Raw genomic sequence first — 14,165 nt, 5'->3', positions numbered from 1 at the left:
CCTGAATGTAGGGGGATCGAGGGGGTTTTCGATTCTATTGTTTCGAATTCGACCGGCCGGCGGCGCTCCCGTCAGCGTTCTTCGGCGCGGCCACAAGCGTATTGTTGATGGAGAATATTCGATGCACCGCCCCGTTCTTCGGCGGATTTCATTGAGCATGTTGAGTCTTGCTCTTCCTCTCTTCTGTTTCGACACAGCCGATGCCGCGATCGTGCCGCGCGACGGCAGGGCCGCGGGCGCCGTCATCCAGACCGCCGGGGAATCCGAGATCCGCTTCACCGCCACGGAGCTCTGGCAGGACGTGGAGGTGCAGCAGGTGCTGCTGGGCGGCGACGCGCTGCGCACCGGCCCCTTGGGCGGGCTGGCGATCCTGTTCGCGGACCAGACGCAGATCCGCGTCCACAACAACTCGCAGCTGCTGGTCCGCGAGGTCGGCGGCGACGGCGGCCCGGCGCGGATGGAGCTGGACTCCGGGGCGGTGTGGGCCCGGGCCGTGACCGGGGGCGGCGGCGTGGAGATCACAACGCCGGCCGCGACCGCGGCGATCCGCGGCACCGACTGGTCGCTGACGGTCGGGCCGGACGGTAGGACCACCCTGGTCGTGCTGTCCGGCGTGGTCGAGCTGAGCAACGAGTTCGGGCGGGTCAGCGTCGGCCGCGGCGAGGCGGCGGTGGCGGCGGTCGGCAGCGCGCCGGCCAAGATCATCGTCACCACGCCGAAGGACCGGGAGCAGATGCTGTTCTGGCTGGCGCCGGGCGCCGTGTTCGACGCCTTTCCCGCGTCGGACACGACCTCCCGCGGCCGGCGGGAGATGTATCGCCGCGTCACCGCCGTGCTGGAGGCGCAGCGTTCGGCGGAGGACTGGCTGTCCCTGGCCGAGGCGGGGCTGGAGATCGAGGGCCCCGCGGCGGCGGCCGCCGCCCTCGCCCGGGCCCGGGCGGCCGGGCCGCTGACGCCGGAGCAGACGGCCCGGGCGGACCTGCTCGACGGCATCATGGCCGGCCGGGCCGGCCGCGACGATGAGGCCGCCGGCGCCTTCGCCGCCGCCGAAGCCGTTGGCACCGGCCGGATCCGGCTGCTGGCCCGGATGGGCCGCTTCTTCGCGGGAACGAAATCCGGTCGGGCCGGCGACCCGGCGGCGATGGAACGCGAGCTCGCGGCGAGCGACGATCCCGTCGCGGTCGAAGGGCTGGCCTGGCTGCAGGCGATCCGGGGCGACCTGCCGGCCGCCTACGCCACCCTGCAGTCGGGCGCCGGCCGTTTCCCCGGCGATCTCGACATCGCCGTCGGCGAGGCCACGGCAGCGCAGGTGCTCGGCGACCGCGAAGGGATGCGGCAGGCGGTCGACCGGGCGCTGGCGATCGATCCGGACGATCCCGAAGCCCTGCGCATGGCGGCCAATTACAAGGTCGCCTTCGCCAACGACCCGGACGGTGCGCTGGCGCTGCTGCGCCGAGCCACCGGCGAGGCCCCGGGCGATGCCGAGGCCTGGAACGACCTCGGCATGCTGCACGATATCCGCGGCGGGCTGGTCGAGGCCGATGCCGCCCTGGGCAGGGCCGCCGCGCTCGATCCCGACGCCGCCAACGTCCTGGTCAACCGGGCGGTGATCTATCTCGAGGCCGGCATGGTCGGCCGTGCCCGGGCGCTGCTGGACCAGGCGCGGGCGGCCGATCCCGAGTCCGGTATCACCCTGGTGGGCGAAGGCATCCTGGCCTTCGAGACCGGCGACGTCGACGGCGCGCTGGAGAAGTTCCTTGCCGCCTCGGCCGCCAATCCCGCCTCCTCCGAGAACCTGCAGGGCCTGGCCGCGGCGCAATACGCGCTGGGCCGGACCGATCAGGCGAAGCAGACGCTCGACAATGCCGACCGGCTGGACCCGAACGATCCGATGGTCCCCAGCATGCGGACCATCATCGCCTTCGACGAGGCCGAGGCGGACGAGGCAATCCGCAACGCGCGGGAGATCGCGGCCCGCAGCAACCAGGGCAGCGTGGCGCTCAGCACCGCCAATCTCGGCAACCGGCTGGGGCCGCCGCTGCTGGCGGCCTATGCCAATCTCGGCCTGCTCGACTGGGGTCGCTACTACAACGACCGGACCGACGACCCGTTCAGCGCCGCCAGCTATCTCGGCCGCTCGGTCATCGCCCAGCCGACCGTCTTCGGCACCGACCCCGCCGTGCCGGACCGGGTGGCGCTGTCGGCGGAGATCCAGTCACTGCTGCTCGACCCCACCCTGGCTTCGTCGCGGCAGCGCCGGACGGACCTGCTGCCCCGGCCGTTCCTCGACGCACAGCTGACCGGCGGCTTCGTCACCGTCGGCGACACGATCGGCCACACTGAGGGGGTGGATATCGACGGCTACACCATCGCCCCGATCCCGCTGGCCTTCCGGGCCAGCTTCGCCCGGGTCGACAATGACGGCGACGACCACGGCGACGACAGCGACAGCTGGAGCGGCTCCGCCCGCATCGCCGGGCGCCTGGGGCTGGGCGGCAGCTTCGCGGCCTGGATCGACGGCGGCGACGCCGGCAGCGAGATCGCCGGAACGTCGCTGACGCCCTCGCCCTTCGCCAGCGAGCGCAGCCGGGCCGTCTCCGGCGGCCTGGCCTTCGGCTACCGCCTCGGCGAGCGCAGCCGCCTGACCGCCATGGTCCAGCGCAGCCATGTCGAGCGCCGGGACTTCAACCGCACGCTGCTGTTCGACATCCCCGACCCGAACTTCCCGGACATCGTCAGCTACGACCTGCGGGTCGACGACATCGTCAAGCAGCGCATCGACACCACCATGGGCGGCCTGGCCCACGCGTGGGGCGCGGGCGACATCACGGTCCAGTACGGGTTCGAGGTCCTGTCCACGCGGTCGACGCTGTCGGTCGATGAGACCGCCTGGACCTCGATCAAGCTCTTTGGTCGGGAGGTGCAGACCGACCGGGCACATGACGTGACCCGGAGCGAAACCGACCAGACGCTCGGCCGGGTCTTCGCCTATGGCCGCTGGACACCCTCCCCCGCCCTGCGGATCGACTTCGGCACCGGCATCGTCCGCGCCGGCGACGGCGGGCCGGTGCCCGACGTGGTGCTGGAGCCGCGGCTGGGCGTGGCCTGGTCGCCGGCCGAGGGGCACTGGCTGCGCGCCGCGGTCCAGCGCGGCGCCGAGACGCCGGGCAACCTGACCTTGGCCCCGGTCGACACCGTCGGCATCGTGCCGGACACGCTGCCTCTGGCCACGGGCGGCGTCGCCACCAGCTACACCGTCCGCTGGGAGGCGGAGTGGAGCCCGCATCTGTTCACCAGCCTGGAGGGGCAGCATCAGGAGCTGGAGAACCTCTCCTTCGCCTATCCCTCGGCGCAGCTGGTCACGCTCGAGGTCGAGCGGGGCCGGACCGACCGGGTCACCGCCGCCGGCAATGTCTGGTTCGACGGCGGCATCGGCGTCTACGGCTCGGCCTCGCTGATCCGGTCGGAGGTAACCGAGGGCCTCGGCGAGGGCAAGCGCATCCCCTTCGTGCCGGACTGGACGGCCCGGATCGGCGCCGTCTGGGTGCACCCGCTGCAGATCCGGGCGCAGATCGAGCGGGTCTGGGCCGGGCCACAGTCCAGCGGGCCGGGGCTGCCGGAGATCGACGGCTTCGGCAGCACCAATCTCGCGATCAGCTGGGAGCCGCTGGACAAGCGGATCGCCCTCGGCTTCGTGGTGCGCAACCTGTTCGACGAGGATTACGACACCGCCTTCGGGGTGGAGGCGCCGGGACGGCTGGTCGCCGCCACCGCGTCGATCCGCTTCTAGGCGATGGCGCGGCGTGGCATCGAGGGGAGCCTGTGGCCGCCGCTGCTGCTGGCGGCGCTGCTGTTCGCGGTGCTGCTGCCGCTCGGCGCGTCGAACGACTGGCAGGTGGTGGAGAACCGCGCCTTCGACCTGTTCTCCACCTATGACCCGCCGCGGCCGCCCGAGCACAGCGCCGTGATCGTGGCGATCGACGAGCCGTCCTTCGCCGAGATCGGCCGGCAATGGCCCTGGCCGCGCGGCACCCATGCCAGGCTGGTTCAGGCCCTGCGCGGCGCCGGCGCCAGGCCGATCGGCTTCGACATCGTCTTCGCCGAGCCGTCGCAGCCGGCGGAGGATGCGGCCCTGGCCGCGGCCCTGGCGGGCGACTCGGTGCTGGCCGCCGACATCACCGCGATCGCCGACCACCGGTTCGAGCAGCGAATCCGGACCGAGCCGCTGGCGCAGCTTCTGGCCGGTGGCGCCCGTTCGGGCGTCGCCTCGGTCGACCTGGACCCCGACGGCGTGCTGCGGCGCCTGCCGAACGTGCCCGATCCCTTCGCCGCGGTTCTGGCGCGCCTGGCCGGACGCGATGCCGTGCCGCCGCCCGGTGCCCTGCTGCAATATTTCGGGCCGCCGCGCAGCTATCCGACCGTGTCCTACTACCAGGCGCTGGAGCCGCAGACGATGCTGCCGCCCGGCCTGCTGTCCGGGAAGGCCGCGATCGTCGGCTTCAGCCTGCAGACCGCGCCGACCGTCACCAGCGGCGGCGTCGATGCCTTCGCCACGCCGACCACGGTGAAGACCGGGCGCCTGACCGCCGGGGCCGAGGTGCAGGCCACCATCCTGGACAACCTGGTGCACGGGTTGTGGATCGCGCCGGCGCCGCGCTGGCTGCCGCCGGCGGTGCTGGCCGTGCTGTTGCTGGTCGCCTGCTTCGGCACCCGCCGCCTCGGCCCGGTGCCGGCGCTGGCCACCCTGGCGCTGCTGACGATCGCCATCGCCGCCGGCAGCTATGCCCTGCTGCGCTTCGGCCGGATCTGGCTGCCGCCGGTGCTGCCGGCGCTGGGGACGACCGCCGCCATCATCATCCAGGGCAGCTACGGCTTCGCCCGGGAGCAGGCGCAGCGCCGCCGCGTCACCCGTGCCTTCGAGCACTATCTCGCCCCCTCCCTGGTCTCACGCCTGGCGCAGGATCCCGGCCAGCTGCAGCTCGGCGGCGAGACCCGGGTCCTGACCGTGCTGTTCTGCGATGTCCGCGGCTTCACCACCCTGGCGGAACGGATGCAGCAGGACCCGCAGGGCCTGACCCGGCTGTTGAACCGGATCCTGACGCCGCTGTCCGAGGCCGTGCTGGCGACCGGCGGCACCATCGACAAGTTCATCGGCGACTGCGTGATGGCGTTCTGGAACGCGCCGCTGGACGACCCGGACCACGCCGCCCACGCGGTCGAGGCCGCCCGCCGGATGCTCGCGGAAACGGCGGCGCTGAACCAGGAGTTGCAGCGCGAAGGCATGACCAGCCCGATCGCGATCGGCATCGGCATCAACACCGGCGCCTGCGTGGTCGGGAACATGGGCTCGGCCCGGCGCTTCGACTATTCGGCGCTCGGCGACAGCGTCAATCTCGCCTCGCGGCTGGAGGGTGCGTGCAAGCGCTACGGCGTCGCCACCGTGATCGGGCCGGAAACGGCGCGGGCGCTGGACGGCCGGGCCGCGCTGGTCGAGCTCGACCGCCTGGTGGTCAAGGGCCGGACGGAGCCGGTGACGGTCTTCACCCTGCTGGCCCATCGCAGCGTGGAGGACGGCACCTATCGGGCGCTGGCGACCCACCATGCCGCCGCGCTCGCCGCCTATCGCGCCCGCCGCTGGGACGAGGCACGAGAGGGCTTCCGGCGATGTCTGGAGATCGAGCCGGCATTGTCCGCGGTGTACGATCTCTACGCCCTGCGCATCGCCGAGCACGAGCGCCAGCCGCCGCCCGAAGAATGGGCGGGCGAAACGATCGCGGCGGAGAAATAGGGCCAGGCCCGCCCCCGGCGCAGCCCGCGGACAGGTTGTCTCCGGCCCGCGGGCGACGGTAGGCTGCCGCGATGGAGAGGCCGGGGATCGAGTTCGCGATCGAGGTGTTCGTGCGCGGGCACGCCGCCGGCAAGAGCCACACCTTTCCCTACGAGGTCAGCCGCGTCGGGCCGCTGTGGCTGATGCGCGATGCGCCGCGCCGGAACCCCCGCGACTATCGCAAGGAGGAGTGGATCGCGCATGACGTCGCCCCCGCTGAGGTGGATGCGACAGCGCGACAGCACGCGCGCGGGCGCTTCTTCGTCTGCGCCCTGGTCACTGACGGCGAGCCGGACGAGCCGACCCGAGCCGCCTACAAGGCCCTGGGCTATCGGCTGCTCGGAACGGAAGGCTTCTTCGTGCAGCGGCTGGACCGGATTCCGGCGCCGCCGTCTCCCGTCGCGATCGAGCGCGTGTCCTCCCCCGGGCTGGCGTCGCAGCTGGGGAAGATCACCCGGACCCGGCCGATCGCGGACCATCTGCTCGGCGACGACGCCCCGTTCCGCCAGTATGTGGCGCTCGACGGAGGAAGCATCGTCGGCCGCGTGCGCAGCGTGGATGCCGCGGGCGCGACGTGGTGTGCGGACATGTATGTCGATCCCGCGCACCGGCGCCGCGGCATCGGCCGGGCGCTGCTGGCGAGGATGCTGCGGGACGACCGGGCCCGCGGCTCCGCCTGCTCGGTGCTGACCGCAAGCCACGCGGGGGCGCTGCTCTATCCCCACGTGGGTTACGAGCGGATCGGGACGCTGTTCGTGTTCGCTCTGGGGCGGGGCGCGTCCTAGCCCGGATTGTTCCGATCCGCTCCGGTCGGCATACTCGGCGGCATGGTCGACCTGCACTATTCCGACACCGATCTCGCTGCGCTGTACGACGCCGTCTGCCCGCGGGCCGAGAGGAGCGATTTAGACTTCTACCTGCCCGTCATCATGGCGGCGCCGGCGGTGCTCGACCTCGACGGCCAGCGCCGACGGTCACCCTCATGAGACCGCCAGCGGCTCGACACAAGACGAGAGTTTCTGCGATCGTTCAAATCATTCCTGCGGCGACGACCGTCCGCAGGTTCCTGGAGTTTTCTGATGAGCATTCTGCGATTCATTGCTCTTGCGTCAGCCCTCGCCTTCTATTGCACCACCGTATTGGCGGACTGGACGTCGGAACAGCAGATCGAAGAAATACACCAATACGTACTGGATCAGAACTTAATTGAAAATGTCTTAGTATTTTTCAATATCATCTTCGCCATTATATGCGGATATCTGGCAAAAGGAGAAAGCAGAAGCATTATAGGATGGGCCTTTGTAGGTTTTCTTTTCGATATCAGCGGGGTTATCGTGTTCTATCTGGTCGTCATACTCGACCATCTGCGAGGCAAGCGCGCCTAGCTCCCAACTTAGTCAAGGGGCCACGCGGACGTCCCGGAGCCCCTTCCTCGACCACGGTTGCCTCCCGAACCGCTCGCGATAGGCGGCCGGCGGCACACCGAGGCGGCGCAGGAAGGCGCGGCGCATGCGCTCCTCATCGCCGAAGCCGCAGAGGGCGGCGATGCGCTTGACCGGCATCGCGCCCTCCTCGAGATGCCGGCACGCCGCCTCGAGGCGCAGCTCCTGCACCAGCCGGGCCGGGGTGCCGCCGTGCCAGCGGGCGAAGGCGCGGGCGAAGCTGCGCGGGGCCATGCCGACCAAACGCGCCAGGGCCTCGACCGAGAGGTCGGCGGCGAGGTTGTCCATGATCCAGGCCGGCAGCTCCGCCAGCCGCGGCGGCGCCGCGCCGAGCCGGGTCTGCGCCGCGAGCGCGCCGCTGAATTGCGCCTGGCCGCCGGAGCGGCGCAGGAACACCACCAGATCCTTGGCCACGGCGAGGCTGACGCGGCGGCCGTGGTCGTCCTCGACCAGCGCGAGGGCGAGGTCGATCCCCGCCGACATCCCGGCCGAGGTCCAGACCGGCCCGTCGCGCAGATAGATCGGGTCGAGCTCGACCTTCACCTGCGGGTAGCGGGCCCGCAGCGCCGGCACCTCGCACCAATGGGTCACCGCCCGTCGGCCGTCGAGCAACCCGGCCGCGGCCAGCAGGAAGGCGCCGTTGCAGACGCTGCAGACGCGCCGCGCCATCCCCGCCGCCCGCCGGATCCAGCCGATCAGCGGCGCCTCGACGGAGAAGTCCGCGGCCCCTTCCCCGCCGACCACGATCAGCGTGTCCAGCCGCGACAGGTCGAGCGCGCCGAGCGGCCGGGTGTCGACGGCGAGGCCGGAGGTGGTGCGGACCAGCCCGCCAGCCTCGGACAGCACCTGCAGGTCGTAGCGGCCGCCGCCGAGGAGATGGTCGGCCATGCCGAACACCTCGGCCGGGCCAGTGACGTTCAACCCGAGAGCCCGGTCGAACAGGACGAAGGCGATGGTGAGGCGTGTCTGCATGGCGGCACCTTGGCAGAAAAGGAGGGGCCTCTGTCATATCTGACAACCGCCGCCCCGGCTAGGGTCGGGCCGACACGTCCAGACCCGAGACCGACATGGATATCGCCGCCGACCGGACCGCGCGGCGCGAGCCGCCCGCGCTGCTGTCGATCCTGACGCTGACGCTGTGCGCCTTCGCGCTGACCACCGCCGAATTCGTCATCGCCGGCATCCTGCCGGAGGTGGCGGCCGACCTGTCGGTGCCGATCTCCGCGGCCGGCCATCTGGTGACGGCCTATGCGCTGGGCATGGTGGTCGGCGGGCCGGTGCTGACGCTGCTGACCGTCCGGCTGCCGCGCAAGCCGCTGGCGGCCGGGCTGCTGGCCGTCTTCGTCACCGGCAACCTGGCCGCGGCGGCGGCGCCGGGCTACGCCGTGCTGCTGGCCGCGCGGGCGGTCAGCGGCCTCGTCGTCGCCACCTTCTTCGCCATGGCGGTGGTCGTCGCCGCATCGCTGGCGCCGCCCGGCCGGCAAGCCTCGGCCGTGGCCAAGGTGGCGCTGGGTTTCAACCTCGCCATGATCCTGGGCGCGCCCATTGGCACCGCGATCGGCCAGCTGTTCGGTTGGCGCGCGACCTTCCTGGCCATCGCCGCGCTGACGGCCCTGGCTCTGGCGCTGATGGTTCGGCTCGTGCCCGTCCGCAGCGCCGCCACGACCGGATCGGCGGCGGCGGAGCTGCGCGTGCTGCGGCGCCGCGACCTGCAGCTGGCCCTGGCCCTGACCGCGGCCGGCAATGCCGGCGTGCTGATGGTCTTCACCTATCTGGCGCCGCTGCTGACCGAGGTCGCCGGCTTCCAGGCCGCCTCCGTACCGGCGCTGCTGCTGACCTATGGCGTCGGCGCGACGCTGGGGAACCTGGCGGGCGGCTGGCTGTCGGACCGCGCGCTGATGCCGTCGCTGATCGGGCTGCTGGCGGCCCTGGCGGCGGCGCTGGCGCTGGGCGGTCTCGTGGGCCGTCTCCAGGTCCCGACCGCGATCCTGGTGTTCGCGATCGGTGCCCTGGCCTTCGCCGTCATCCCGGGAATGCAGACCCGCGTCCTGGCCACCGCCGGCGCCGCTCCCGCCCTGGGCATCGCGCTGAACGCCTCGGGCTTCCAGGTCGCCGCGGCCGCCGCGGCCTGGCTGGGCGGCCGGGTGATCGACAGCGGCGCCGGCCCCGCCGCGCTCTACCCGGCCGGCGCTATCGTCACCCTCGCCGGCGTGGCACTGGCAGTCCTGTGCTGGCGACGGGATAGATCATGAATCACAATACGGATGATTATTACAACCAGACGAAATAGTCTTTCAGAAACTCGGCGTTGGCGAATGGGCGAACCGCGGTATTTTAGGCAATATTTCATATTCATTTAGGAGAGATCCATGGCCAACATTATTGGGACAGAAGGCCGCGATTTCATCCACCCGCCGCAGTACGGGCCGGCGCCCGGCTACAACGACATCCCGCTGGCGACCGAGGGTGACGACACCATCGATGGTGCCGGCGGGGATGACTATGTCTATGGCGGCGGCGGCAATGACACGCTCACGGGCGGCGCCGGCTTCGACGTGCTCTATGGCGGCAACGGCGACGACCTGCTGCTCGGCAGTCCCGGCAGCCTCTTCAACAATGACCTGTATTACGGCGGCCTGGGCGACGACACGCTCAGCTTCGCTGGTCTCGCGACAGGTGCGTCGTGGTCGCCTGCCCCGGAGTCGAGCATCGAAACCGTCATCGGGTCGGGTTTCGACGATTCCTTGGGCGGCGGTAGCGGGACCGACCTGCAGGGCGGAGACGGCAATGATCGGTTGAGCGTGTTCGGAGGCACCGCCGATGGCGGGAACGGCAACGACGAGATCGGCGGGCGAGGCACGTTGATCGGCGGCGCCGGCGACGACAGTCTCCATGTCACCCGCCTCGCGCAAAGCATCCTGATCGGCGGCGCCGGCGCCGATCGGCTGGCAATCGAGGGCTCCTTGCTGCCCGATCCCCCGCGGGAGCGTTTCGCCGCCACCGTCTCCTACGCCGACAACGCCACCGCGGTCGTTGTCAACCTCCGCAACGGCACGGCGGCCGGCGGCGACGCCGACGGCGACACGCTGATCGGCCTCGACGGCGCGATCGGATCGGCCTTCGACGACAAGATCACGGGCAGCGCGATCGACGACTGGCTGCGCGGCGGCGCCGGCAATGATTTTCTGACCGGGCGCGAGGGCGCCGATCAGCTGGAGGGCGGCGATGGGATCGACACCGCGATCTATACCGACAGTTCCGGCGGCGTCCAGGTGCATGCCGGGCTGGGGGTCGGCCATGGCGGAGCGGCGGAGGGCGACGAGCTGTCGGGATTCGAGAACCTGGTCGGCAGCAATCACGACGACGCGCTGACCGGCGATACCGGCGCCAACGGCCTGTGGGGCGGGCTCGGCGACGATGCGCTGGCGGGCGCGGCGGGTGCCGACACCCTCAAGGGGGAAGGCGGCGACGACGTGCTCGAGGGCGGCGCCGGCGCCGACAGGCTGATCGGCGGGGATGGCAGCGACACGGCCAGCTATCTGGAGTCGCTCCTCGGGGTGACGGTCGATCTCGGCACCGGCCAGATCCGGTTCGGCGACGCTCAGGGCGATGTCCTGGCGAGCATCGAGAACCTGACCGGCTCCGCCATGGGCGACATGCTGCGGGGTGATGCCGGGGTCAATGCTCTCTCAGGCGCCGGAGGCAACGACCAGCTCACGGGACGGGCCGGAGCCGACATCCTGTCCGGCGGAGCCGGCGCCGACCTGTTCACCTTCGAGGCGGTGGGCGACAGCACGGTGGCCCCTGCCGGCCAGGACACCATCGTCGATTTCAACAGCCTCGACGGCGACAAGATCGACCTCAGGCCGATCGACGCCGACGGCGACGCGTCGAACGGCAACACGCCGTTCGCCTTCATCGGCGGCGACCCGTTCACGGGACAGGCGGGGGAGCTCCGGGTCGCAGTCTCCGGCGACGCGCTGCTGGTCGAGGGAGACGTGAACGGCGACGCGGCCGCCGATTTCGCGATCCGCGTCGAAGGCACCGCGACCCTGCTGGCGACGGATTTCTATCTGTAGCGGCCGGGCGGGGGAGGCAGTCCGCGGGACTGCGGCGCCTCCCCTACCCGCCCTCGGCCATGCTGTAGACATCCTCGCCGTAGCGGATGCCGCCGGTCGGGTCCGGATAGGCCATGTAATAGGTCATGCGAACCGGAATCCGGCTCGGCACCCGGGCGAAATGGGTCTTGCCGGTGGCGATCGCGGCATCCACCGAGGCGATGTCGGTGCCCAGCACCCAGGCGGCGAGGCCGAGATAGTTCTCGACCCGGATGCAGCCATTCGACACCGCCCGGTTGTCGGTGGCGAACAGCTTCCGGTTGTTGGTGTCGTGCAGGTAGATCGCCTGGTCGTTGTCGAGCTCGAACTTCAGGAGGCCAAGGGCGTTGTCGTCGCCCGGCGGCTGCCAGAATTTCCAGCCCATGGTGCCGACCAGCTCCGGCGGCACCTGGGCCGGGTCGAAGGTCTGGCCCTCCGGCGTCTTCACCACCACGCCGTGCTTGCGCATCTCGTCGTACTGGCCGGCCGCCATCTGCGCCTTGTACTTCTTGGTCAGGCCCGGCGGCACGGTCCAGTCCGGGTTGTACTTGACCGCAAACATGTTGGACTGGATCAGCGGCGTCTGGGTCAGAGGCGAGCCGACCACGGCGCGGGTGCGCAGCACCTCGACCCCGTTCTCGAAGGCGATGATCTCGGCGGTCGGGACGTTGACTGTGATCGACTTGCCGCGCGCCGGCGGCGCCTGGTAGCGGGCCAGCGTCTGGCGCAGCGCCCTGGCCTCGTCCGCCGGGGTGAAGTTCAGCGCCCGCAGCGTGCGGCGGCCGATCACGCCGTCGTCGCGCAGGCCCCAGCGCGACTGGAACAGCTTCACCCGCCGGGCCAGCGCCTCGTCATAGACCAGGGTGGCCGGCGCCACCGGGCCGACCAGATCCTCCGGCGTCGTCGCCACCGCGGTGGCCGGGGTCGCCTGCGGCTCTGTGGCATCGACGGCCGTCGTCGCCGCCACGGCCGCAACCGTCGTCGGCAGGGTCGGCTCGGGCGTCTCGATGCCGAAGGCGTCGAGCCGCTGGCGCAGCAGCGGCACGCGTGGATCGACCGCGCTGGGCTTGAGGGCGGAGCCGACGGGGATGGCGGAGGGCGCCGAGGCCAGCTCCGCTTCCGCTCGTTCCAGCGCCTCACGCAGCTGGGCGTGGACCTTGTCCTCCGGCGGCACCGGCGTCGGGTGGGTGGCGGCCGTGGCGACATGCGGCGCCAACGCCAGCGCCAGGACCAAGGCCCAACGAATCATCATCTGCCCCTTCACTCGCCTGCCCGCTTCTTGATTCGGGCCATGCTTCCTTCCGGCCGGAATGGACCGTTCCGCCGCGCCGCGGTCAAGCCTTTCGAGACGAGCCGGAGCAGGCATCATCGCCGCGACTCCGGCGCCGGCGATCCGCAATCGCTGCACGCCACCGTTGCGCCGGACGCCCGATCGGGGGAGATGTTGGGAAAGGCCGTTCGGACGGCGCGGAGCGTGGCGGATGCCGGGGATGGATCAGGCGGAGAGGAAGCGCGATCAGGCGGCACGGGCGGCATGGCTGTCCTATGTCTCGGGCCTGACCCAGGACGAGATCGCACGCCGGCTCAACGTCTCGCGCATGGCGGCGCAGCGCCTGCTGGCCTTCGCCGCGCAGGAGGGCATGGTCAAGGTCCGCATCGACCATCCGATCGCCGCCTGCATGGAGCTGGGCGAGCGCATCGCCCGCCGCTGGGGCCTGCGCTTCTGCGAGGTGGTGCCGGCCGACCCGGTGGCGCCGGCCGAGGCCAACCTGCCGGCGCTGGCCATCGCCGGCGCCACCTGGATCGAGCGGCTGGTCGACACCGACAAGCCGCTGGTGATCGGCGTCGGCAACGGCCGCAGCGTGCGCGCGGCGGTGGAGGAGATGGCGTCGTCGCCGCGGCCGCAGCACCGGGTGGTGTCGGTCACCGGCAACATCGCCCGCGATTCCTCCTACAACCCGTTCGACGTGGTGATGCGGCTGGGCGACCGGCTCGGCGCCCAGCGCTTCCTGATGCCGGCGCCGCTGATCGCCGAGAGCGCCGACGACCGGCGGGTGCTGGAGGAGCAGAAGCCGTTCCGCGAGATCATGGCGCTGGCGGCGCGGGCCGACGCGATCCTGATCGGCATCGGCCAGCTCGACGACAGCGCGCCGGTGCTGCACGACAAGGTGATCACCCGCGGCGAATACGAGGCGCTGCGGCAGGCCGGCGCTATCGGCGAGGTGCTGGGCAACTTCCTCGACGCCGAGGGCCAGGTCCTGGCCTCGCCGCTGCGCGACCGGGTGGTCGGCCTGTCACTCGACTCCGTCGCCAAGCGGCCCGCTGTCGCCATCGCCGGCGGCTCCGTCAAGGTGCCGGCGATCCGCGCGGTGCTGCGGCGCGGCCTGCTGCAGGGCCTGATCACCGACGAGACCGCGGCCTCGGCCCTGGTGAAGCTCGGCTAGCCCGCCCGCGGCGGAACCGGATGGCGCGGTTCGTAGAGGCCGAGCCGACCGCCGCCGGGCAGATGGATGGCCGACAGAAGGCCCCAGCCCTCGTCGCTGACCGGCTCGCAGCCGGCGCCTTTCGCGCCCAGCCGGGAAATCTCGGCCATCAGGTCGTCGCACATCAGGAAGACCTCGTGCCGGTCGTTGGCGTCGGCCGGATGGCAGGCGATCTCGGCGGGCGGCGCCGCGAAGATCAGCCAGCCGTCGCCGGCATCGACCGACGGCAGGCCGAGCACGTCCCGGAAGAAGGCACGGTCCGCCTCGGCGTCGCGGGTGTAGATCACGGCATGAAGGCCGGTCAGCATCGGTCTCT

Annotated in this window: 11 protein-coding genes; 8 read left to right on the top strand and 3 right to left on the bottom strand. The window is 71.3% G+C overall.

Annotation, left to right across the window (positions count from 1 at the left end; all coding sequences use genetic code 11):
- Positions 1-157 precede the first annotated feature (157 nt).
- The 5 genes from KXR53_RS14800 to KXR53_RS14780 all read left to right on the top strand — a co-directional run bounded on the left by KXR53_RS14800 (position 158) and on the right by KXR53_RS14780 (position 7,212).
- Entirely contained in the window at positions 158-3,790 is a 3,633-nt protein-coding gene (locus tag KXR53_RS14800) for a TonB-dependent receptor domain-containing protein (RefSeq protein ID WP_437375949.1), read from the top strand.
- 3 nt (positions 3,791-3,793) lie between these two features.
- The gene (locus KXR53_RS14795) at positions 3,794-5,788 is read left to right on the top strand and encodes a CHASE2 domain-containing protein (RefSeq protein ID WP_437375947.1); all 1,995 of its coding nucleotides are present in this window, start codon (positions 3,794-3,796) and stop codon (positions 5,786-5,788) included.
- A 71-nt stretch (positions 5,789-5,859) separates the two neighbouring features.
- Positions 5,860-6,612 (top strand): GNAT family N-acetyltransferase, encoded by a 753-nt coding sequence (locus tag KXR53_RS14790; protein WP_437375945.1) that lies wholly within the window; start codon positions 5,860-5,862, stop codon positions 6,610-6,612.
- Between the two features lie 42 nt (positions 6,613-6,654).
- Positions 6,655-6,813, top strand: coding sequence for a hypothetical protein (locus KXR53_RS14785; RefSeq protein WP_437375944.1), 159 nt, complete (start codon positions 6,655-6,657; stop codon positions 6,811-6,813).
- Between the two features lie 93 nt (positions 6,814-6,906).
- Positions 6,907-7,212: a hypothetical protein gene (locus KXR53_RS14780; RefSeq protein WP_437375943.1), complete on the top strand. Its 306-nt coding sequence runs from the start codon at positions 6,907-6,909 to the stop codon at positions 7,210-7,212.
- Between the two features lie 12 nt (positions 7,213-7,224).
- Here the strand turns inward: KXR53_RS14780 and KXR53_RS14775 are convergent, their stop codons facing one another.
- Entirely contained in the window at positions 7,225-8,241 is a 1,017-nt protein-coding gene (locus tag KXR53_RS14775) for a GlxA family transcriptional regulator (protein ID WP_437375942.1), read from the bottom strand.
- Between the two features lie 95 nt (positions 8,242-8,336).
- Here KXR53_RS14775 and KXR53_RS14770 point away from each other — a divergent pair, with 95 nt between their 5' ends.
- Both KXR53_RS14770 and KXR53_RS14765 read left to right on the top strand, forming a co-directional pair.
- The gene (locus tag KXR53_RS14770) at positions 8,337-9,521 is read left to right on the top strand and encodes an MFS transporter (RefSeq protein WP_437375941.1); all 1,185 of its coding nucleotides are present in this window, start codon (positions 8,337-8,339) and stop codon (positions 9,519-9,521) included.
- 117 nt (positions 9,522-9,638) lie between these two features.
- Positions 9,639-11,348 carry a calcium-binding protein gene (locus tag KXR53_RS14765; protein WP_437375940.1) on the top strand — a complete coding sequence of 570 codons (1,710 nt, stop codon included), beginning with the start codon at positions 9,639-9,641 and terminating at the stop codon, positions 11,346-11,348.
- Positions 11,349-11,391: 43 nt separating this feature from the next.
- Here the strand turns inward: KXR53_RS14765 and KXR53_RS14760 are convergent, their stop codons facing one another.
- On the bottom strand, positions 11,392-12,618 hold the full coding sequence (locus KXR53_RS14760; protein ID WP_437375939.1) for a L,D-transpeptidase family protein: 1,227 nt from the start codon (positions 12,616-12,618) through the stop codon (positions 11,392-11,394).
- Between the two features lie 238 nt (positions 12,619-12,856).
- On the opposite strand from KXR53_RS14760, the gene KXR53_RS14755 reads away from it, so the two are divergent.
- On the top strand, positions 12,857-13,810 hold the full coding sequence (locus KXR53_RS14755) for a sugar-binding transcriptional regulator (RefSeq protein WP_437375938.1): 954 nt from the start codon (positions 12,857-12,859) through the stop codon (positions 13,808-13,810).
- On the opposite strand, the gene KXR53_RS14750 is transcribed toward KXR53_RS14755, so the two are convergent.
- Complete coding sequence (locus tag KXR53_RS14750; protein ID WP_437375937.1) at positions 13,807-14,157, bottom strand: VOC family protein; 351 nt, start codon at positions 14,155-14,157, stop codon at positions 13,807-13,809. The genes KXR53_RS14755 and KXR53_RS14750 overlap by 4 nt on opposite strands.
- Positions 14,158-14,165: the final 8 nt, after the last annotated feature.

It is taken from the genome of Inquilinus limosus (assembly GCF_051487185.1).
Classification (GTDB): Bacteria; Pseudomonadota; Alphaproteobacteria; order DSM-16000; family Inquilinaceae; genus Inquilinus; species Inquilinus limosus_F.
This window is presented reverse-complemented; position numbering and strand designations above follow the sequence as displayed.

Coding starts and splice junctions, on each gene's coding strand:
- KXR53_RS14790 (WP_437375945.1), top strand. CDS start 5,860: ATGGAGAGGCCGGGGATCGAGTTCGCGATCGAGGTGTTCGTGCGCGGG.
- KXR53_RS14760 (WP_437375939.1), bottom strand. CDS start 12,618: ATGATGATTCGTTGGGCCTTGGTCCTGGCGCTGGCGTTGGCGCCGCAT.
- KXR53_RS14770 (WP_437375941.1), top strand. CDS start 8,337: ATGGATATCGCCGCCGACCGGACCGCGCGGCGCGAGCCGCCCGCGCTG.
- KXR53_RS14755 (WP_437375938.1), top strand. CDS start 12,857: ATGGATCAGGCGGAGAGGAAGCGCGATCAGGCGGCACGGGCGGCATGG.
- KXR53_RS14775 (WP_437375942.1), bottom strand. CDS start 8,241: ATGCAGACACGCCTCACCATCGCCTTCGTCCTGTTCGACCGGGCTCTC.
- KXR53_RS14780 (WP_437375943.1), top strand. CDS start 6,907: ATGAGCATTCTGCGATTCATTGCTCTTGCGTCAGCCCTCGCCTTCTAT.
- KXR53_RS14785 (WP_437375944.1), top strand. CDS start 6,655: ATGGTCGACCTGCACTATTCCGACACCGATCTCGCTGCGCTGTACGAC.
- KXR53_RS14795 (WP_437375947.1), top strand. CDS start 3,794: ATGGCGCGGCGTGGCATCGAGGGGAGCCTGTGGCCGCCGCTGCTGCTG.
- KXR53_RS14765 (WP_437375940.1), top strand. CDS start 9,639: ATGGCCAACATTATTGGGACAGAAGGCCGCGATTTCATCCACCCGCCG.
- KXR53_RS14750 (WP_437375937.1), bottom strand. CDS start 14,157: ATGCTGACCGGCCTTCATGCCGTGATCTACACCCGCGACGCCGAGGCG.
- KXR53_RS14800 (WP_437375949.1), top strand. CDS start 158: ATGTTGAGTCTTGCTCTTCCTCTCTTCTGTTTCGACACAGCCGATGCC.